The organism is Alteromonas sp. Cnat3-28 (genome assembly GCF_022348265.1).
Classification (GTDB): Bacteria; Pseudomonadota; Gammaproteobacteria; order Enterobacterales; family Alteromonadaceae; genus Alteromonas; species Alteromonas macleodii.
The window spans coordinates 20,238-39,303 of record NZ_JAKREY010000022.1 but is presented as its reverse complement, the minus strand read 5'-3'; the positions used below and the strand labels follow the sequence as shown (position 1 = coordinate 39,303).

15 protein-coding genes are annotated in these 19,066 nt (G+C 45.0%); 6 read left to right on the top strand and 9 right to left on the bottom strand.

All coding sequences use genetic code 11. The features are described from left to right. Nucleotides 1–5 precede the first annotated feature (5 nt). Entirely contained in the window at nucleotides 6–500 is a 495-nt protein-coding gene (folK, locus tag MHM87_RS17415) for a 2-amino-4-hydroxy-6-hydroxymethyldihydropteridine diphosphokinase (protein ID WP_014948272.1), read from the bottom strand. Continuing rightward, nucleotides 500–853, bottom strand: coding sequence for a dihydroneopterin aldolase (gene folB / locus MHM87_RS17410; RefSeq protein WP_014948271.1), 354 nt, complete (start codon nucleotides 851–853; stop codon nucleotides 500–502). The genes folK and folB overlap by 1 nt, the downstream gene beginning before the upstream one ends. Before the next feature lie 282 nt (nucleotides 854–1,135). Between folB and plsY the strand changes: the two genes are divergently transcribed. After that, nucleotides 1,136–1,738 (top strand): glycerol-3-phosphate 1-O-acyltransferase PlsY, encoded by a 603-nt coding sequence (gene plsY / locus MHM87_RS17405; RefSeq protein ID WP_014948270.1) that lies wholly within the window; start codon nucleotides 1,136–1,138, stop codon nucleotides 1,736–1,738. Here the strand turns inward: plsY and MHM87_RS17400 are convergent. Further along, nucleotides 1,728–3,044, bottom strand: coding sequence for an ectonucleotide pyrophosphatase/phosphodiesterase (locus MHM87_RS17400; protein ID WP_168533569.1), 1,317 nt, complete (start codon nucleotides 3,042–3,044; stop codon nucleotides 1,728–1,730). The genes plsY and MHM87_RS17400 overlap by 11 nt on opposite strands. 192 nt (nucleotides 3,045–3,236) lie before the next feature. After that, complete coding sequence (gene tsaD, locus MHM87_RS17395) at nucleotides 3,237–4,262, bottom strand: tRNA (adenosine(37)-N6)-threonylcarbamoyltransferase complex transferase subunit TsaD (RefSeq protein WP_168533567.1); 1,026 nt, start codon at nucleotides 4,260–4,262, stop codon at nucleotides 3,237–3,239. 521 nt (nucleotides 4,263–4,783) lie between these two features. On the opposite strand from tsaD, the gene rpsU reads away from it, so the two are divergent. The 4 genes from rpsU to rpoD all read left to right on the top strand — a co-directional run bounded on the left by rpsU (nucleotide 4,784) and on the right by rpoD (nucleotide 9,968). Next, nucleotides 4,784–4,999: a 30S ribosomal protein S21 gene (gene rpsU / locus MHM87_RS17390; protein ID WP_012517258.1), complete on the top strand. Its 216-nt coding sequence runs from the start codon at nucleotides 4,784–4,786 to the stop codon at nucleotides 4,997–4,999. A 239-nt stretch (nucleotides 5,000–5,238) separates the two neighbouring features. Continuing rightward, nucleotides 5,239–5,685, top strand: a complete 447-nt coding sequence (locus MHM87_RS17385) for a GatB/YqeY domain-containing protein (protein ID WP_012517256.1) — start codon at nucleotides 5,239–5,241, stop codon at nucleotides 5,683–5,685. 189 nt (nucleotides 5,686–5,874) lie between these two features. Then, on the top strand, nucleotides 5,875–7,653 hold the full coding sequence (dnaG, locus tag MHM87_RS17380; protein ID WP_156077894.1) for a DNA primase: 1,779 nt from the start codon (nucleotides 5,875–5,877) through the stop codon (nucleotides 7,651–7,653). 482 nt (nucleotides 7,654–8,135) lie between these two features. Then, nucleotides 8,136–9,968 carry an RNA polymerase sigma factor RpoD gene (gene rpoD, locus MHM87_RS17375; protein ID WP_014948265.1) on the top strand — a complete coding sequence of 611 codons (1,833 nt, stop codon included), beginning with the start codon at nucleotides 8,136–8,138 and terminating at the stop codon, nucleotides 9,966–9,968. A gap of 166 nt (nucleotides 9,969–10,134) precedes the next feature. Here the strand turns inward: rpoD and MHM87_RS17370 are convergent, their stop codons facing one another. From MHM87_RS17370 to MHM87_RS17350, 5 genes are all read right to left on the bottom strand, one after another. Further along, nucleotides 10,135–11,754, bottom strand: coding sequence for a methyl-accepting chemotaxis protein (locus tag MHM87_RS17370; RefSeq protein WP_168533565.1), 1,620 nt, complete (start codon nucleotides 11,752–11,754; stop codon nucleotides 10,135–10,137). Between the two features lie 143 nt (nucleotides 11,755–11,897). Continuing rightward, nucleotides 11,898–13,097, bottom strand: a complete 1,200-nt coding sequence (locus MHM87_RS17365) for a topoisomerase IV (protein ID WP_239239758.1) — start codon at nucleotides 13,095–13,097, stop codon at nucleotides 11,898–11,900. A gap of 34 nt (nucleotides 13,098–13,131) precedes the next feature. Next, entirely contained in the window at nucleotides 13,132–13,536 is a 405-nt protein-coding gene (locus tag MHM87_RS17360) for a phosphate ABC transporter substrate-binding protein (RefSeq protein ID WP_039224509.1), read from the bottom strand. Nucleotides 13,537–14,066: 530 nt separating this feature from the next. Then, entirely contained in the window at nucleotides 14,067–17,174 is a 3,108-nt protein-coding gene (locus MHM87_RS17355) for an efflux RND transporter permease subunit (protein WP_239260394.1), read from the bottom strand. A 14-nt stretch (nucleotides 17,175–17,188) separates the two neighbouring features. Continuing rightward, nucleotides 17,189–18,238: an efflux RND transporter periplasmic adaptor subunit gene (locus MHM87_RS17350; protein ID WP_239239765.1), complete on the bottom strand. Its 1,050-nt coding sequence runs from the start codon at nucleotides 18,236–18,238 to the stop codon at nucleotides 17,189–17,191. Nucleotides 18,239–18,465: 227 nt separating this feature from the next. On the opposite strand from MHM87_RS17350, the gene MHM87_RS17345 reads away from it, so the two are divergent. Continuing rightward, nucleotides 18,466–19,011, top strand: coding sequence for an NUDIX hydrolase (locus MHM87_RS17345; RefSeq protein ID WP_061094210.1), 546 nt, complete (start codon nucleotides 18,466–18,468; stop codon nucleotides 19,009–19,011). The last annotated feature ends 55 nt before the right edge of the window (nucleotides 19,012–19,066 follow it).

Sequence of the window (19,066 nt, the reverse complement as noted above, 5' to 3'; positions counted from 1 at the left end):
TTTGCTTAACTCCAAGTAAAGTCAATCGGCCATAATTGCTGTTTCTGTTTATCAAAGTTTTGCCACATTTTGGCATAGGTTTCTTGCGTTTCAGGGTGAATGTCGTTGGGAACAAGTTCAGCTAACGGCCAAAGCACAAACGCGTTGTAGCAAATCTCTTCGCGAGGTAAAACCACAGGGGTTGTGGTCACCTTACTATCATAGGTAAGCAAGTCGAGATCAAGGGTTCTGGCACAGAATTTTTTGTCTGTATGCACCCTGCCATTGTCTTTTTCAATGGCTTTAAGAATTGCGCACACTTCCTCAATACTTTTTGACGTCGTCGCCCGAGCAGCGGCGTTATAAAAAGGGCTTCCATTGAAGCCCACCGCTTCGCTCTCGTAGACCGAAGACACTGCGACATCTGAGAAGTGCTGTTTCAGGGCAACTAAAGATTGCTTGGTGTAATGCTCACGTTCAATATTAGAGCCAATGCTGATTAAGATGGTGTGTTGTGACATTAATTGCGCTCTTTACGCATTTCAACAGCAACCGTTTGCGCATTGGGAAGGATATTAGGCTTAACAATTTTAAGCGTTATTGACGCAACGGTGAAATTATCAAGAACGGCGTCCATCACTTTATTACCTAGAGCTTCAAGTAGCTCAAATGTGCTTTCTTTGCCTACTTCTACAATACACTCTGCCACTTTTGCATAGTCTACAGTGTCTGCAACATCGTCGCTTTGCATCGCAGCGCTTAAATCAACATCAAGTGTTACATCAAGAAGTAGCTGGGTGGTTCTTACTCGCTCCCAATCATAAACACCAATCAGGGTGTCTACTTCAAGCCCTGTTATATAAATTTTTCCCATGGAATTTTTCATCTTGTACTGTTATCAAACCAGTTTTTCGCCGTTTTTATTGGTCCTACTACTGGTCTTACTACTGCGCTTTCACCCACATATTGCTGGTAAACGGTGGTATATCGCGTTTGGATGGAGTAGCTTTACGCTTGTGTGGCACAACTATACCGCTGTATGACAACTGGGAGCAACCAAGGTTTCACAATTTAATGCGACTACCCCCCCGTTGAACTTGCACACACCAAATTTAACGTAATAAAAGGCAATATTTTTAATAATTAGAATGACAAAATGATTTCGCTAACTCTTTTGATGATCGCTGTTGCCTATCTTTTCGGTTCACTTTCAAGTGCTGTGGTAATAAGCCAGCTGTTTGGTTTACCAGACCCCCGAACCGCCGGCTCTAAAAACCCAGGTGCTACCAATGTATATCGACTAGGCGGTCGTGTTCCAGCACTCCTCGTGCTTGTCATGGATATACTAAAAGGCACTATTCCCGTTTACGGCAGTTACTTTCTGGGCATAGAGCCAATTATGTTAGGCGTCATTGCTATTTTTGCGTGCTTAGGGCATATCTTTCCGCTCTATTTTGGTTTCAAAGGTGGAAAAGCCGTCGCCACTGCGTTTGGCGCTATGCTGCCTATTGGGCTCGATTTAGCAGGTTTGCTTATTTTGAGTTGGGTAGTAGTGGTGTTTCTTACAGGCTATTCTTCATTGGGCGCGCTTATCGCAGTATCTCTTGCGCCGTTATTTACATTTTTGATTAAGCCTTTATATACCGTGCCCGTGGCAATGCTTTCGCTGCTTATCATTCTACGCCACAAAGACAACATTGCCCGTCTTTTAGCGGGCAATGAAAGTAAAGTATGGGATAAGGGAAAAGTTAAAGAGTAAGCGCCTTTTCCAGCACATCTAACTTACCATCTATCGGCGTAACCGGCGCAATGCCAAGTATTTTGGCCAACGCAGGATAAACCTCCAGGTTGCTAAACACAGGTAGGGTGGTATTCGTTTTAAACGCAGGTCCCACTGCAACAAACGTCGCCCCCATATCAGGCAGCGTGTTCATGTAGCCATGCCCACCTTTGCTAATATGCATGCTGTTGGCGTTTTTAAAGCGTGCTGGCGGGGCTATCTCAATAATAATATCGCCAGTTCTATTTCCCACTTCCATATGTCGCTCAGCGCGCTGGGTATCGTTAAGCACAATGTAACGGTTTTCGGCTATATGGGTAAGACGTTCTGTTTCTTCGGTGATTTGTTTATCGTTCACGCCCACTTTGGCGTAAAGATGAACTTGCGCTCCCTCATTTTCAATAATGAAGCTATCAGGTATAGATAAAGACTCAACTTCTATAAGCTGACTTTCATCAATGGGTGTCATGCCGTGATCCGACACCACTACCAAGTTTACCGGCAAATCTAATGCGTTAATGCGTTCATAAAGTTGACCAATAAGCGCATCCACTTCCTGCACCGCATCATTGGTTTTGTCGGCAAAAGGTCCTTCGTCGTGTCCAACCGAATCGGTAAGCGAGAAATAACCCGCAATAAAGCGAGGGCGCGACACCTCAGGCAGTTTCAACCAAGTTATAATTTGATCTACCCGCTGCTGGTAATCGGCGTATTTAGAGTAGTGATAGAAGTAGCTAGGCAAGGTACCTGATATGCGTGAATCAGACTCTGGCCAGAAGAAGGTAGCTGCCTTCATGCCATGATATTCCACTAAGTTCCATAGCGGCGTTGCCGTAATCCACGTGCTGTCCATGCCGCCGTAACCCAGCTTGTACTGCGCGTAGCCTTCTTTCGTTGGGCGAGACTTATCAAAAAATCGATTGTTCACGATGCCGTGGTGTTTCGGTAATAACCCAGTGATAAGTGAAATATGGTTGGGAAAGGTATTTGAAGGATAAACAGGGGTCATAGACGACGCTCTTACCCCTTTTTTTGCAATAGCACCAAGGTGTTGCGCGTTGTGTAATTCGATATAGTCGTGGCGAAATCCATCAAGAGAAATGAGCACGACATACTGATCTTGCTGCTCTTGCTTCAGGCCTTTTACAAAGTCATTCAAGGGTGCTTTGCTTGATGCAAATGCATTGGACGCAGTGAGCGCTGCAAAGGTAAGGAAAATAAATAACGACAATGCTAAATAGAATAGCGGTGCATTTTGTTTTGTTCCGTCTGTTGCTAAGCGCATGGTGTTTAACGTCCTTACTCAATGTTCATTTTAGTAAAACAAAAGGCAATGGAATGCGCTCCCATTGCCTTTTATTTATGCTTTTTTGTTTTACCTGCTTGCTATGCTCAATATTTCCCCAGTGAACTTAGGGAAGACATAGTAGCGTTTACAACGAGGTGTGGCGCCTAATTACCGGTTTTTTATGAATATCTAAATCGCCGATAAAGTATCAAGGGGCCAGCGCGGCTTGGCTTGTGAAGACAAGGCCAAGGTTTCCCCAGCTTTCAAACGCTGCATGCCCGCATAGGCAATCATGGCACCATTGTCTGTACAATACGCTAAGCTAGGATAAAACACCTCACCTTTTAGCTCTTGCATCAGGGCTTTCATCTCACTGCGCAACATTGTATTTGCACTTACGCCGCCAGCAATAACCAAACGCTTCATACCAGTCTGCTTTAATGCTCGCTTACATTTTATAATAAGCGTATCAACGACGGCTTCTTGAAACGCATAGGCAATATTCGCTTTTATTTGCTCAGCATCACCACCGGTTAGGTCAGCATCGCGAATGGTGTTCGCCGCAAAGGTCTTTAAACCACTGAAACTGAAATCTAGTCCTGGTCTGTCGGTCATCGGGCGAGGAAACTTATAGTGTCCCGCTTCTCCCTTTTCAGCCAATCTTGCTAAAAGAGGGCCGCCTGGGTAATCAAGGCCAAGTAACTTGGCGGTTTTATCAAAGGCTTCACCAGCGGCATCATCAATAGACTCACCAAGTACTTCATATTGACCAATGCCTTCGACTTTAACTAGCATTGAGTGGCCACCTGAAACCAATAAAGCAACGAAAGGAAATTCAGGAGAGTCGTCTTCAAGCATAGGCGCTAATAAATGCCCTTCCATATGATGAACGCCCACTGCTGGCACATTCCAAGCGTAGGCCAATGAACGCCCGACAGACGAACCCACTAACAATGCGCCCACTAAACCGGGGCCTTGGGTAAAAGCAACGCCGTCGATCTCTGATGGTTGGGTGTTAGCGTCTTCCATAGCCTTTTCAATTAAAGGAATGATCTTTCTCACGTGGTCCCGTGACGCAAGTTCAGGCACAACACCACCATAGTCTGCGTGCAGCTTTACTTGGCTATATAGTTCGTGCGACAGCAACCCTTTTTCATCGTCGTAAACGGCGATGCCAGTTTCGTCACAAGATGTTTCTATTCCTAAAATACGCATGGGGAGTAACCCTTTTACTACTAACTTCAATGCTTCGTTTTTGGATTTGCTGTCGCCTTTTTATCACAACACGTGTTCACACAATTGTTGAGAACCATAATGACTAAGCAAATATCAAAAACTGAGAAAATAATTCTGGCGATCTGATGCGATCATCTTTATGATCCCGCCGCGATCATAACACTACCCTAGTCAGGATCATCTGATTCCACACTTTTGATCACTCATTTTTCAAAAGGGAATTGAGCAAGAAAACATTCTGAAAAGGGCGCTTATACAAGCCGAGTTAAACAACACGGTGCTTAACGAGCGCAGAGTTTACCTTTAATCCTGCATTCATGGAATGCCAGTGAACAGGTAAATGAACGGTAAATGCACAATATTGGCTATTTTTTGGCAATTCATCCTTTACTTTCTCTGTAGATATGATTAGAATTTCGCACCATTTTTAACCCGGGTGGCCTTTTTAGCGCACAATTTTACCCGGATTTACACAGTAAAAGTTTTGAGGTGAGTGTTTAATGCCTATCGTTAAAGTTAGAGAAAACGAGCCGTTTGATGTGGCGCTGCGTCGTTTTAAGCGTTCTTGTGAAAAAGCAGGTGTTCTTTCTGAAGTTCGTCGTCGTGAATTCTTCGAAAAGCCAACTTGGGAACGCAAGCGCAAGAAAGCTGCCGCTAAGAAGCGTCATCTTAAGAAGCTAGCTCGTGAAAACGCACGTCGCGTAAAACTCTACTAATATAGGGTTAAGTAACGAGTCTGAAAGGTGTTGCAATTGCAGCACCTTTCGCGTTTCTGGGCCTCTATTTTTTGGCCTTATTCTTATCGACTCCATTTTTTCCTTTTCAAATGGTTGCATTTGATTTTCAACCTGGGGCTTAATAATACCAGTCCGCATAGATCATTATCTTCTGAGTGGGCAATGATCTATGCGGATTGATATAAGCTCAATCTACTAATAAAAAATCAGGAAACATCATGGCACTAATTGATGATCTAAAAGCAGCGCAAAAAGATGCGATGCGTGCAAAAGAAAAAGTACGTCTTGGTACTATTCGTATGGCAATGGCAGCCATTAAGCAAAAAGAAATCGATGAACAAATTACGCTAGACGACAGCGCAATCTTAGCAGTACTAACCAAAATGGTTAAGCAGCGCCAAGACGCGGCTGCACAATATGACGCAGCAAACCGCGACGACCTAGCTAGCAAAGAGCGTGAAGAAATCACTTACATTGAAGATTTCTTACCCCAGCCTTTGACTGACGATGAGCTAAATGCACTTATCGACGAAACCATGGCAGCGACCGGCGCATCGGGCATGCAGGATATGGGTAAAGTAATGGGCGCCTTGAAACCCAAGGTTCAAGGCCGCACCGACATGGGCGCTTTGAGTGCAAAAATTAAAGCGCGCTTGAACGCTTAAACTCGGCACTTTTGTCAAAGTGAATTACCCTGAAGGTGTGCATTGTCACACCTTCATTGTTCTCATTTTAACACTTCCCTGTTACAGTACTTCACTGTTTTTATTACGTTGTAACTTGTCGTCTCAAACGCTGTTGCGACTTGTACTTTTCTAATTCTTTTTTAACTTACTCTTGTTGAAAGTACCCTCATGGCTGGAAAGATACCTCGCGATTTTATAGACGACTTGCTGTCACGTACCGATGTGGTAGAAGTGGTAGATAGCCGAGTTAAACTTAAAAAAGCAGGTAAAAACTACCAAGCGTGCTGCCCTTTTCATAACGAAAAGTCGCCATCTTTCACTGTTAGTCAAGACAAACAGTTTTACCACTGTTTCGGCTGTGGCGCTCACGGTAACGCTATCTCGTTTATTATGGAATTCGACCGCTTAGAATTTGTCGAGGCGATTGAAGAGCTAGCCCGTTATCACGGGCTTGAAGTCCCCCGTGAAAAAGGCAGTCGGCCTGCCATGAGCGAAGAGAAAAAGCAGCAACAGCAAGACGACTATGCAGTGATGGAACAAGTCACACGCTTTTTCCAGCACCAGTTGCGCCAAAACGGAAATAGTAAAAAAGCCATCGACTATTTAAAAAACCGTGGGCTAAGTGGTGATATCGTCAAGCAATGGGAAATTGGCTACGCCCCTGACAGCTGGGATGCGCTGCTAAATACCTTTGGTAAAGACCCACAGCGCATCAAGCAGCTGGTCGATTTAAAGCTTGTCAATAAAAACGACCAAGGACGTACCTACGACTTCTTCCGCGACCGCATAATGTTTCCTATCAGGGATAAACGAGGTCGCGTTGTCGGCTTTGGTGGTCGTGTTTTAGATGATGGCGGTCCTAAATACTTAAACTCACCAGAAACCCGTATTTTTCATAAAGGCAGCGAGCTTTTCGGGTTTTACTCAGCGCGCCAGAATAATAGAACGCTAGATACGGTTGTTGTTGTTGAAGGCTATATGGATGTTGTGGCATTGAGTCAGTTCGACATTAATATTGCTACCGCAGCCTTAGGTACAGCTACCACGCCTGAACATATTCAAATGCTGGTTCGTGCTACGTCTCATATTGTATGCTGTTATGACGGCGACCGCGCAGGGCGCGAAGCTGCATGGCGCGCGCTAGAGAACGCCTTACCGGCGCTAAAAGATGGCGTGCGCATATCGTTTTTATTCTTACCCGACGGCGAGGACCCTGACACTATGGTGCGTCAGGTGGGGAAAGATGCGTTTATGGAAATGCTAGATGATGCTATGCCGTTATCCCGCTTCTTCTTTGAAAACTTATTAAAGACGCACAATGTGGGCACGCCGGAAGGTAAAATTGCCCTTAAGAAAGCGGCAATGCCGCTTATCGAAAGCACATTAGGTGATGATCAAAAGCAAATGCTGCTGGAAGAACTAGCCAAGCACACTGGCGAGTTCGATCGGTTTAAACTTCAGCAAGATATCACCAAAGCCAATCAAGGTTCGAAGCAAGCTTATTCTCCGAATCGCAATCAAGTAAACAAGCCTAAACTATCACCGCTCCGCATGCTGATACGCTTGCTGCTTGATAAACCTGAATTAGCCACACTATGTGAAGACGTTCAAATTGATATTTTTGCGGGCAGCAACGCTGCTGGCATGGATTTATTACGCGATGTGCATCGCTATTGCGTGAGTCACCCTCAAGCAAAAACCGCGCAGCTTGTTGAAAATTTCCGCGACCATCCCCATTCTTCTACTATCGCGAAATTATTGTTACAAGAACACTTGGTTAAAGACGAGGATGCTGAACGGGTTTACAACGACAGCTTCGCTCGCTTACTGGACGGGCATTTCGATAGCCGCATTGAAACCTTAATTTCACGCTCGCGGGTTCAGCCGCTGACACAGGCGGAAAAACAGGAATTGAACCTGCTTATGAGGGAAAGACAGAAGAGTTAACCTTGGGCAAACTGACCTAGAGGTTAGCCTGTTCTTCTGTAGGCTTTTGCATAAGGCTTTTTTTAAACGCTTATGTTAGTGAGATTGAGTTAACGAGATTATTTTAGCAAGAATACGCGCTGTCTGGAATACGCGCTGTTTTATAGCTTAAAAACACTGGCTAAAAAATCGGCCATCAATCTGGTAAAACCACCGTTTATTCTGCTATACTGGCTAATTCGCTGTGGGCACAGATAAACGTGTCTCATTCACTATAAAGTGAACAAAAATACAGCAGCACGAGTAGCAAAGATATAGCCGAACATAACGGGCAGATCCGAACCCGAGCAGATGTGCATCGCAACATAATGGTTTAGACCAGCGTGGCATCGAGCATTAACGGCCTTGATACAAAAGCAGTACTACAGCAGAACGGGGAACATACCTAGACGTATGTTGTCTTTTCTATTGCAAACTAATTGAATGTGAGAAGTGTAGGTTATATGGCGCAAAGCAAGCAGTCTCAGATTAAACTCCTGATTGCAAAAGGTAAAGAGCAAGGTTACTTAACCTTTGCAGAAGTAAACGACCACCTGCCGCAAGATATTGTCGATTCTGATCAAATCGAAGACATAATCCGCATGATTAACGACATGGGAATTCAAGTTTCTGAATCAGCTCCTGATGCAGACGAACTTCTCATGCAAGAAGCGAATGCTGATGAAGATGCTGCAGAAGCGGCAGCTCAGGCACTAGCTACTGTAGAAAGTGAAATTGGCCGTACGACTGACCCAGTTCGCATGTACATGCGTGAAATGGGTACGGTTGAACTTCTTACTCGTGAAGGCGAAATTGAAATCGCTAAACGAATTGAAGATGGTATCAACCAGGTACAATGTTCAGTTGCTGAATACCCAGAAGCTATCACTTATCTATTAGACCAGTGGGATCTTTACGAAGCAGAAGAAATTCGCTTGAGCGACATCATCTCTGGCTTTGTTGATCCTAACGATGAGCAAGACCTTGCTCCAACGGCTACTCACGTTGGTTCTGAATTATCTGAAGAAGAGTTAGATGATGAAGACGACGATGAAGATGATGACGATAGCGACGAAGACGATAGCGGTGTTGACCCAGAGTTAGCCCGTGAGCGTTTCACTGAGCTTCGTGAGCAATACCTTAAAACTCGTGAAGTTATCGAGAAGAAAGGCCGAGCTCATGCTGACTCTCGCACGCAAATCAATGCATTAAGCGATGTTTTCAAAGAATTCCGCCTAGTTCCAAAACAGTTCGATCGCATGGTTAAGAACATGCGTGAGATGATGGACAAAGTGCGTATTCAAGAGCGCCTAGTAATGAAGTTCTGCGTGGTTAACGCAAAAATGCCGAAGAAAGACTTCATCAAAGCATTTGCGGGCAACGAAACGTCTAATGCATGGTTACATGAAGCAGTTAAATCAGGTGCACCATACGCCGCTGACCTTGCTGTAAATCAGGAAGAAATTGAGCGCTGTATTAGCAAGATGAACCAAGTTGAACAGGAAACTGGCTTGGTGATCGCAGATATCAAAGACATCAACCGTCGCATGTCAATCGGTGAAGCGAAAGCACGCCGCGCGAAGAAAGAAATGGTTGAAGCCAACTTACGTCTTGTTATCTCAATTGCTAAGAAGTATACCAACCGTGGTCTTCAATTCCTAGACCTTATTCAAGAAGGTAACATTGGTCTAATGAAGGCGGTGGATAAGTTCGAATACCGTCGTGGTTATAAGTTCTCAACTTATGCAACGTGGTGGATTCGTCAGGCGATTACTCGCTCTATTGCTGACCAGGCGCGTACTATCCGTATCCCTGTTCACATGATTGAGACGATCAACAAGCTTAACCGTATCTCTCGTCAAATGCTTCAGGAAATGGGTCGTGAGCCTACTCCTGAAGAGTTGTCAGAGCGCATGTTAATGCCTGAAGACAAAATTCGTAAGGTACTTAAAATTGCTAAAGAGCCAATCTCGATGGAAACCCCTATCGGTGATGATGAAGATTCACATCTTGGCGACTTTATCGAGGACAGCACGATTATTCAGCCCCTCGACTCAGCAACTGGCGGTAGCTTGAAAGATGCAACGCAGGAAGTATTAGCAGGCCTAACAGCCCGTGAAGCAAAAGTACTTCGTATGCGCTTCGGTATCGACATGAATACTGACCACACCCTTGAAGAAGTAGGCAAGCAGTTTGACGTAACCCGTGAGCGTATTCGTCAAATTGAAGCGAAAGCACTTCGCAAACTTCGCCACCCTAGCCGTTCTGAGCAGCTACGCAGCTTCTTAGACGAATAGAAAAAGCATTGCTTTGACTAAAAATCCCCAGCCTTGGCTGGGGATTTTTTTATGCCTTCGTTTTATCCTAATTCCGCTTAACGCTAGTAACAATGACTTTTGAAATGTAATTGGCGCCTACAAAAAAGCCTCCTTGCGGAGGCCCTAAATAGCATTTGATAAGGTGTTATACTCTAAATTGCTTCGCAATTGACTCAAGGTGCTGCGCCAGGTCAGCAAGCTCATTACACATGCTGCCTAATTCACCTGAACGGCTCGCTGTTTGCTCGGTACGCTCATGAATTTCATCAACGTGACGAACTATGTCAACCGCTACAGTGCGCTGGTCTTCGGTATTGTGCGCAATTTGCTCGTTCATTTGGTTGATGCGCCCAATAGTACTGGTAATGGTTTCTAGACTGCTTCCCGCTTTATTAGCCGTCTCTACACTGCTAGTTGCTTGTTCGGTACCACGAGACATTACCTCTACCGCTGAGTGAGCAGCATTTTGAAGCTGTTCAATAGTACTTTGAATTTCTTCCGTAGACTGCTGTGTGCGCGATGCTAGCGTTCTCACTTCATCTGCGACTACCGCAAAGCCTCTACCCTGCTCACCCGCTCTTGCGGCTTCAATGGCGGCATTTAGTGCTAACAGGTTGGTTTGCTCTGCAATACCTTTTATCACATCCAGCACCGAGCCAACTTTATTAGAATCAGACTCTAAACGGGCTATAACGTCAGCGGTTTCGCGTACGTTCTCAGCAAGCTGCTGAATACTGGTAACGGTTTGCTGTACGATTTGACGTCCTTCACTGGCCGCTGTTGTCGCTTTGTTAGCGTCGCTTGCCGCCTGCGCTGCGCTATGTGCAACACCGTCAACAGAGCCACTCATCGTATCTACCGCACGCTTAGCATTGGTTGCGGACTTTTGCTGTACATCAATAGTGCGCTGAGTTTCTTCCGTTACACCGCGTAAGTTCTGCGCTAGGTTTGATAGCGGTAAACTCGCTTCTACCACATCACGCACTACGCCTTGCAGTTTGTCCATGAATTGGTTGAACCAATACACCAATTCGCCAATTTCATCTTCGCTTTTGGTTTCTATACGAACCGTTAGGTCACCGTTTTCTTGAGCAATATCTTTCAGGGAACGAACCACGTCATCAATACTTTGCTTAATGCCGCGAACAATAGGTACCGCGGTCCCAAACAACAATATAGTCACAACCACGGCTAAAATGACGCCTGTACTAATTAGCGAGGTATTGGCACTGTCTGTGTTTTTAAATGCTTCTTCAAATGCCGCCTGTTGAGCATCACGAAATTGAGACATCGCAGCGATGGCACCATCGTAAGACTGATTCATTTGGGCTGAGAGTTCGCCTAAACGACTGAAGTCGGCAGTGCCTTTGACCATAGACTGTGATACGTCGTAGGCAACATCGAAATAATTATCAAAGCCTGAGGAGATGCGGGAAATCTCACTACGAAACTCAGGGCTAATAGAAGCAATGTGGTTTAAGCCGCTTTTTGCTTCTTCGGCGAGCTCTTGCGCCATAGTAAGGGTGTCTTCATCACCAGTGGTCACTGCGCTCGCAAGGGTATCGCGAACCTTTTGCATATCAACCAAGGTCGATGCTGATAGTTGAAGGGCAGGAAATTGAACTTTCTGAACTTTTTCTAGCGTTGCACCATTATTGAGTGCGGTATAGACAGTGATAAGCAAGTAAATAATAAAACTTAGCGCTGCGATCCCCGGAATGAGGAAAATCTTTGTCGCAATTGGCATTTTTTTTAGAAAGTTCATCAGCTATCCCACTGTTTTTTATAATTGCTTAACTACGTTTCAGTTTCACCTGAAAAAACATCATATCTAATTTATCTACCCATTAGCTAAAATCTTTAATGAAATTATGGCCTCGCACCAAAATGCAAGGCCATAACGAGTAGTTAGAACGTATAGTTTACGCCTACTTTAAGCAGTGTTGCATCATTTAGATCGTTTAGATCATCTGAATACCAAGTCACGTCAGTTTTAAGTGCAAAACCTGGCTCAACGTCGTAACGAAGACCAACAGTAACTGCAGACACGTCTAGCTCCTGTTGAGCAGCAATACCTGCCGCAGTTTGGTAAATACCCGGCGAGCCATTTGCGCCGTTCCACGTAGCATCTACCACGGCATCGCCTGTCGCAATCGTAGCTGGTAATGCAGCAATTAAACCTAGCTGAGTACCATTATCCGCTTCTTCAACTTCGTAAGTAATATGTGGTGTAAACTTGCCAAAGCGCATACCCGCCGTAACGTACCATGCTTTATTATCGGCAATAACAGAGCCATCAACTTCTGTTTGGGTAAATTCTGCACCCACAAACCAATCGTACTTATCGATATCAACAGCCACTTCAAAGAAGGTACCTGTATCTTCGTTAACACTCAGGCCTTCAGCGGCTAAAGACGCCGCAGGAATAAAGGCACCATATTGATTTAAACCACCAACAAATGTGTCAAAGTCAGCATTCGCAGCACTTGTTTTAGCACGTGCAAGCAAAGTACGCGCACTGAACCAATCTCGTGTTGCTTCAAATGAAACAGCGACCACGTTTTCCAATTCTAACGCAGCAGGTGTTCCTGAAATGGTGGTATCAGCCTCAGTACGACCAACGGTAAACTGTGCACCATATTCCCAGTCACCTGAGTAGTTCATGTAGTCAACACGAACACCGTCAATGTTGTTGAAGTCAATGCCGTATACAGCATCTGGTGGTGTAAGCCAGTGATACGAGTAACCGATATCTAATGAAGCAGAATACTTAAATAAAGGCATGCGAAGACGGCCTGCACTGATGTTGAAGTTGTTGTTCAACATATAGGTCATGTACGCCCATTCAAAATCGGCGTCGTAATCTTCGCTACCACGACCAACCAGCTGGGCGGTCGCAGAGAGCTTATCGCTAACATCACCACGAACCTGAAGGCCAAATACACTTGCAGGGTCGAAGTTAAAGTCGCTGTCGTAATCGTATACTGACTCGTCATCGTCTAGTGTCATACCACCAATAAGGTTTGCAAAGCCGTTGATTTGAATATCAGCCAGTGCCGGAGTAGCTAACAGGCCAGCCATAGATAAGATAGCAAGTTTGGTTTTCATGCGTGTTCCTTAAATTCTTTGTATAAACGGTCAGTTAAAAGGTAGCGACTACTCGTACGCTGTCGTTAACAGCGCCAGCGTCGACGTAACCAATTGCGCCAGGGTTTCCGGCTACAGCAGATACAACTTCTGCATCGCTACCCAGAGCTTTTGGTGGTTGACCTTTACCGGTAAATACTAGTTTTGACCAAAACGCGGTTAATTGTGCTGCGGTTTTGTTTAATACCTTGCCGTTAAATTCATCAGTGGCAGATTGGCCTTCAGCTAACGCAACTGGCTCGGCTTGCGTACCACTTGGAAACGCCTTTGCTTTATTTAGAAATAAACGGCTAATACTATCTTTGTCGAGGGTGTCAGCGTTACTTGGATGAACAATAACTGCTACATCGGCAAAAGCTACGTTACAGCACAATCCTGCTGCAAGTATCCATTTCTTCATGATATGTCCTCTAGAGTCTGTTGAATGCTTGCTCTTCGCTTTTAACTTTCTTGCTAACCCGTTTGCACGGAAAGTGGAGCTTTTAAACGGCTTGCGACAAACATGTGCGTGTGTGCTCATACTCATACAACGGGGTAAGTATTGGTCACAATTGCCATATTCGCCAATTTGAGCGTGAAAATTTTAGCATTTAAAAATTAATGACTTATACAAGCGTTTGATTTTGGCGTGAAGTGTAGAAGAAGTTGTAAGTTAAGCAACTATACAAATGTCTAATACATTCCTTTATGCATTATGACCACAAATAAGAATTTATGATGAGAGCAGTGAAAAGAAAATTATTTTATCTTTTTCAGTAAGTTAAGGGGTTTCACCACAAAACACTTAGTGATAAGCGCTGATATTTACGTATGTAAAAACATACGGAAAGATAACCCTTATAGCCCCTTCCTGTATATTTTTTAATCAACCCTTGTTGAGCGTGTATTAACGAAAATAAAGGCTAAGCGGGCTTTAACCCGCTATAATGGTTACGATTCGCCTTTTTTATAAGGGATTGACTGCTCCAGCGTCTCTATCTCCATTGTTCGTTGAAGTGGAGAACCGGTGTTTCTTGCCAGCCAACTATAAGCGGTGGGAACAACATAAAGTGTCATGAAGGCAGAAACGAGAACACCAGAGAAAATGACCATACCAATAACCATTCTGCTTTCTGCTCCTGGTCCAGACGCGAGTACAAGTGGTAAGGAGCTAAATACCGTAGTGAAGCCGGTCATTGCGATAGGACGTAGGCGCTGCGCGGCTGCGCGTTTAAGCGCATATTCAAACTCCATACCGGCATCCCGTAGCTGGTTTGCAAACTCGACAATAAGAATACCGTTTTTTGCGGCAAGTCCAATTAGCATAACCAAACCAATTTGACTGTATATATTGATCGTCATATCGCTAAAGAATAGCCCGATATAGGCTCCAACAAGCGCCAGCGGCACGGTCAGCATGATGACTAGCGGGTGCACCCAGCTTTCAAATTGCGCAGCCAATATTAAGTAAGTGACAGCGAGTGCCAGCATAAATACATATACAAATGAATTACCCGCTTCCTGATACAGCTGTGACTCGCCTTTGTAATCTATTGATACATTGTCAGGCAGTTCTGTACTTACAATGTTTTCTAAATATTCAAGTGCCTGCCCTAGCGTATAACCGTCCGCCAAGTTGGCGGAAATAGTGACAGCACGCATTCTGTTGTAGCGATTTAACTGTGCTGACGTGGCTTGCTCTTCAAACGTGAGTAAATTGTCCATAGGAATGAGCTCGCCAGTACGGGATGAACGCACGTACAAATTTTCTATGCTGTTAGGGCTTCGAAAATCTTCCTCTATACCTTCCATGATGACATCGTATTCTTCGCCCCTATCAAGGAATGTTGACACCCTACGCTGACCCAGCATCACTTCCAGTGTGCCGCCAATATCACTAATTGATACCCCAAGATCAGCGGCCCTGTCGCGGTTAATATTCACCAATAGCTGTGGAGAGGTTTCTTTATAATCGGAGTCTAGTCGAATGAGCCTTGGGTTCTGCGCTGCCTTTTGTAGAACAATGTCTCGCCATTCAACCAGATTTTCGTAGGTATCGCCTTGTAAGACAAACTGAACAGGACGGCCGAGGCCTCCTCCGGAAATCCCGCTGCGCATGATGGCAAAAGCACGAACGTCAGGCACGCTGTTAAGTTTGGCGCTAATTTCATCCATGAGCGAAAATGTACTGAAATCTCGCTCATCCCAGTCTGCAGACCCCACAATTGCGATACCCGCATTACCGCCGAAACCAGGTGTTCTAACCAAAAGGCGATTAATTTTCCCACTCTCGCGGTAAGGCATTAAGATACTCTCAATTTTTTCGAGATTCTTTGCGTTACTTTCGAAACTAGCCCCTTCCTGCGCGTTCATCAAAATGAAGAAATTGCCTCTGTCTTCTTTGGGAACGAACTCGCTAGGCACTTTTTCAGAAAGCTGTACCAATGCAACGATAGCAATAGCAAGCATAAGGAGCATCAAAATAGGCTGATGCAACGTTTTACCTAGCGTATTGAAGTAGCAGTTCTCAAGTTTAGAGAACTGCTTGTCCATCCAACTTCCAAAGCCAGATGATCGGGTTCTTTTTTTAAGGATTTTCGACGCCATCATAGGCGACAACGTAAGTGCGGTAAAGCTTGAAAACGCTACCGCAGCAGCTATGGCCAATGCGAACTCCGTAAATAGCCTTCCAATGTTGCCCTCAAGGAAAACCAACGGTACAAACACAGAAATAAGCACCAGCGTTGTTGCAATAACCGCAAACCCAACTTCTTTAGCGCCGCGGTAGGCGGCCAAAATAGGTGGTTCGCCCATTTCTATGCGTCGGTAGATGTTCTCAAGCACAACTATGGCGTCATCCACCACCAAACCGATGGCTAGCACCATAGCAAGCAGGGTAAGAAGGTTGATCGAAAACCCCAGTGCATACATCACGATAAAAGCGGCAATAATAGAAACGGGTACGGTAACTGCCGGAATCAACGTGGCGCGAATATTACCTAGGAAAAGGTAAATAACGATCACCACCATTAGCATCGCTATACCTAAAGTCTCATATACTTCATCAATCGACGCCTCAATAAATACCGACGAATCATAGCTGGGTACAATAAAAATATTATCAGGAAGGGTGGCTTCAATTCTTTCAATTTGCGCTTTCGCTGCACGGGCAACGTCTAAGGTGTTGGCTTTGGACTGCTTAATAATACCGAGTCCAATCATATTGACCCCATCACCACGAAACTCGGTTTCGTCATCTTCGGCGGTTAATTCAACATGGGCTATTTCGCCAAGCCGCACAAGATAGCCGTTGTCGCCTATCGCAACCGTCAGCGCGGCAAAGTCGTCAGGTGTAAGAAAGGTTCGCGCAACCCGTACTTCAAAGTTACGGTCAGTACTTTCCACTTCCCCCGCCGGTAATTCCACATTCTCGGCGCGAATGACTTGCTCTACATCGTTTACCGTAATACCTCTTGCCGCCATTGCATTGCGGTCTAAGAACACTTTCATGGCATAGCGCCTGCCTCCCCCAATTTGAACTCGGGCGACACCATCGACAATTGAAAGCCTATCCACTAATACGCGCTCGGCGTAGTCAGTTAGCTCCATGGTATTTAGGTTTGTGCTTCGCAGGTTGTACCATACCACGGCGCTTTCATCGGAATTTGCTTTAGACACCTCAGGAGGATCAGCTTGGTCAGGCAAGTTATTGAGTGCGCGACTTACTCGCTCGCGCACGTCATTCGCGGCAGCATCAATGTCACGAGAGAGCTTAAATTCAATAGTAATGTCTGAACGACCATTACGAGAGGTCGAGGTAACGTTTTTTATCCCCTCTATACCCGATATTCTATCTTCCAATAGCTGGGTGATCCGAGTCTCAACAATATTAGCCGATGCCCCTGTGTAGGTCGTACTCACCGAGACAATCGGTGGGTCGATATCAGGGTATTCACGCAAACTCAACATGGTAAAAGCGACAATACCGAAAATGATCAGCAGTAAATTGATAACTGTTGCAAAAACGGGGCGCTTTACAGAAACGTCTGACAGTAACATGACGGCAAGCTCCCTTAGCGGTTTAACACATTAACCGGAGATTGGTCGCGCACCCGAAGTGTGCCCTCGGTAATGACTTCGTCGCCTTCGTTTAGCCCACTCACAATTTGTACTAGCCCAGGACGACGCTCTCCAATCACCACTTCGGTTTGCTGTGCAACGTTATCATTAACCACATACACGTATTGCTTGTCTTGTACAGGAACCAGTGCCTTTTCCGGCAATACCAAGGTGTTAAGCACGCGCTTTTCTACCACCACAGTAAGCAGCATACCGGGGCGCAGGCGATTGTCTTTATTGTCAATTGTGGCACGCACACGAATAGAGCGGCTAATTGGGTCAAGGCGCGTATCAATGTTGGTGATTTTCCCTGTAAATTCTTCTCCAGGGTAAGCCACCGAAGATGCACTTAATGTCTGCCCTTTCGCCACGCTTGCAAGGTGATTTTCAGCAATACTGAAATCGACCTTAATTAGACTGATGTCATCTAAAGTAGTGATAGTGTCACCAGGTTGCACCAAAGAGCCGATACTGATTTCGCGATTACCTAATAGTCCGCTAAATGGAGCGCGTATCTGCAAGTCATTTAGCTGAGCTAGCGCAACATCTAGCTGAGCTTGTAAGGCTTTAACCCGTGCTTGCTGCTCGTCAAGAAGTTGTTCAGAGGTAGCGTTTGACTGACGCAAGTCAGAAATTCGCGTGAACTGGCGTTTGGCCTCATCAATATTCGCCTTAAGTTCCTCTACCCTGGCGCGTTCTTCCGTATTGTTTAGCTGAACCAGTAACTCGCCTTCGGTGGCTTTATCGCCGTCTTCAAAATTAATCGTTTTTACGGTATCGGTGACTTGTGCGGTAATATTCACCGACTCATTGGCGGTAGCAGTACCTAATGACTCAATCGTAATGGGGAATGCCTGTGATGATACCAAGGCTGTTTTTACCGGCGTCGCCCGCACGCTACTATTACTCGCGCTCTCTTCTTCGGGCATATTCAAATACACTACAACACCTGCAAGTAGTACTACGCCAAGCAACAAAGGCGATAAAGATAATCGTGAAGACATAACCTTTCCTATAGGTAAAAAAGTATCCCATCACGTATTTTTCAAAACGTTTAGGATACTCAAGTACACAAAATCCGCTTACGATTCTTCGCAAGCGCCGCTATACGTTAAGATTGTGTACTGCGTTATTATTGTTAGTTGTGTTATTTTTGCGTAGAGTCTGTCGTTTAATATTGATTATTTTTAAAACAATCACAAACAGCTTCTAGAGTATTTTACCCAAATCGATGGTCATCTTATTTCGCTTATCAGCTATATTCGCTGTTTTAACGCTTTTCGCATGTTCACAGTCTTCACCCAACGCGCCGGTTTGTCGCGTTTCCGATAGGCTTTTATCTCAACAAAACCAAGTCGGAGAAAACAGTCCAGCCCCTTTGATTGCTGCCGCGTGCCTAGTCAAAACAAATAACAAGGTACTGTTAGTAGAACACCGTCTTTCAGGTAAATTGGATTTTCCTGGTGGAGGGTTGCTTGAACATGAGTCGGTCGCCTGTACTGCACACAGAGAAACGTGGGAAGAAACTGGGTTCAATGTTGAAGTTACCCAATATTTATCCACCACACCTAATGGATTGGCTATATTTGGTTGTGATTTAGATGCTGGTATTGAGACCCTTAAAGACGCCTTCGATGCGCCTCCTTGGGCCAAATTAGAGATAAAAAAACTCGTAAAAGCCGACCCCTTTACCCTTGACCACGACGCAATGCGTTTCGCTGACGATCTTATTCCCTTGCGCGATGGCTATACCCAATTCGATATAACGCAGCACTGACAAAGCATTGTTCATTGTTGCGGGTATTGGTAAATTGTCACCATGAAAAGAATAG

Bases quoted from the DNA above. Each gene is read 5' to 3' on its own strand.
- folK (WP_014948272.1), bottom strand. From the start codon at position 500: ATGTCACAACACACCATCTTAATCAGCATTGGCTCTAATATTGAACGT.
- folB (WP_014948271.1), bottom strand. From the start codon at position 853: ATGGGAAAAATTTATATAACAGGGCTTGAAGTAGACACCCTGATTGGT.
- plsY (WP_014948270.1), top strand. From the start codon at position 1,136: ATGATTTCGCTAACTCTTTTGATGATCGCTGTTGCCTATCTTTTCGGT.
- MHM87_RS17400 (WP_168533569.1), bottom strand. From the start codon at position 3,044: ATGCGCTTAGCAACAGACGGAACAAAACAAAATGCACCGCTATTCTAT.
- tsaD (WP_168533567.1), bottom strand. From the start codon at position 4,262: ATGCGTATTTTAGGAATAGAAACATCTTGTGACGAAACTGGCATCGCC.
- rpsU (WP_012517258.1), top strand. From the start codon at position 4,784: ATGCCTATCGTTAAAGTTAGAGAAAACGAGCCGTTTGATGTGGCGCTG.
- MHM87_RS17385 (WP_012517256.1), top strand. From the start codon at position 5,239: ATGGCACTAATTGATGATCTAAAAGCAGCGCAAAAAGATGCGATGCGT.
- dnaG (WP_156077894.1), top strand. From the start codon at position 5,875: ATGGCTGGAAAGATACCTCGCGATTTTATAGACGACTTGCTGTCACGT.
- rpoD (WP_014948265.1), top strand. From the start codon at position 8,136: ATGGCGCAAAGCAAGCAGTCTCAGATTAAACTCCTGATTGCAAAAGGT.
- MHM87_RS17370 (WP_168533565.1), bottom strand. From the start codon at position 11,754: ATGAACTTTCTAAAAAAAATGCCAATTGCGACAAAGATTTTCCTCATT.
- MHM87_RS17365 (WP_239239758.1), bottom strand. From the start codon at position 13,097: ATGAAAACCAAACTTGCTATCTTATCTATGGCTGGCCTGTTAGCTACT.
- MHM87_RS17360 (WP_039224509.1), bottom strand. From the start codon at position 13,536: ATGAAGAAATGGATACTTGCAGCAGGATTGTGCTGTAACGTAGCTTTT.
- MHM87_RS17355 (WP_239260394.1), bottom strand. From the start codon at position 17,174: ATGTTACTGTCAGACGTTTCTGTAAAGCGCCCCGTTTTTGCAACAGTT.
- MHM87_RS17350 (WP_239239765.1), bottom strand. From the start codon at position 18,238: ATGTCTTCACGATTATCTTTATCGCCTTTGTTGCTTGGCGTAGTACTA.
- MHM87_RS17345 (WP_061094210.1), top strand. From the start codon at position 18,466: ATGGTCATCTTATTTCGCTTATCAGCTATATTCGCTGTTTTAACGCTT.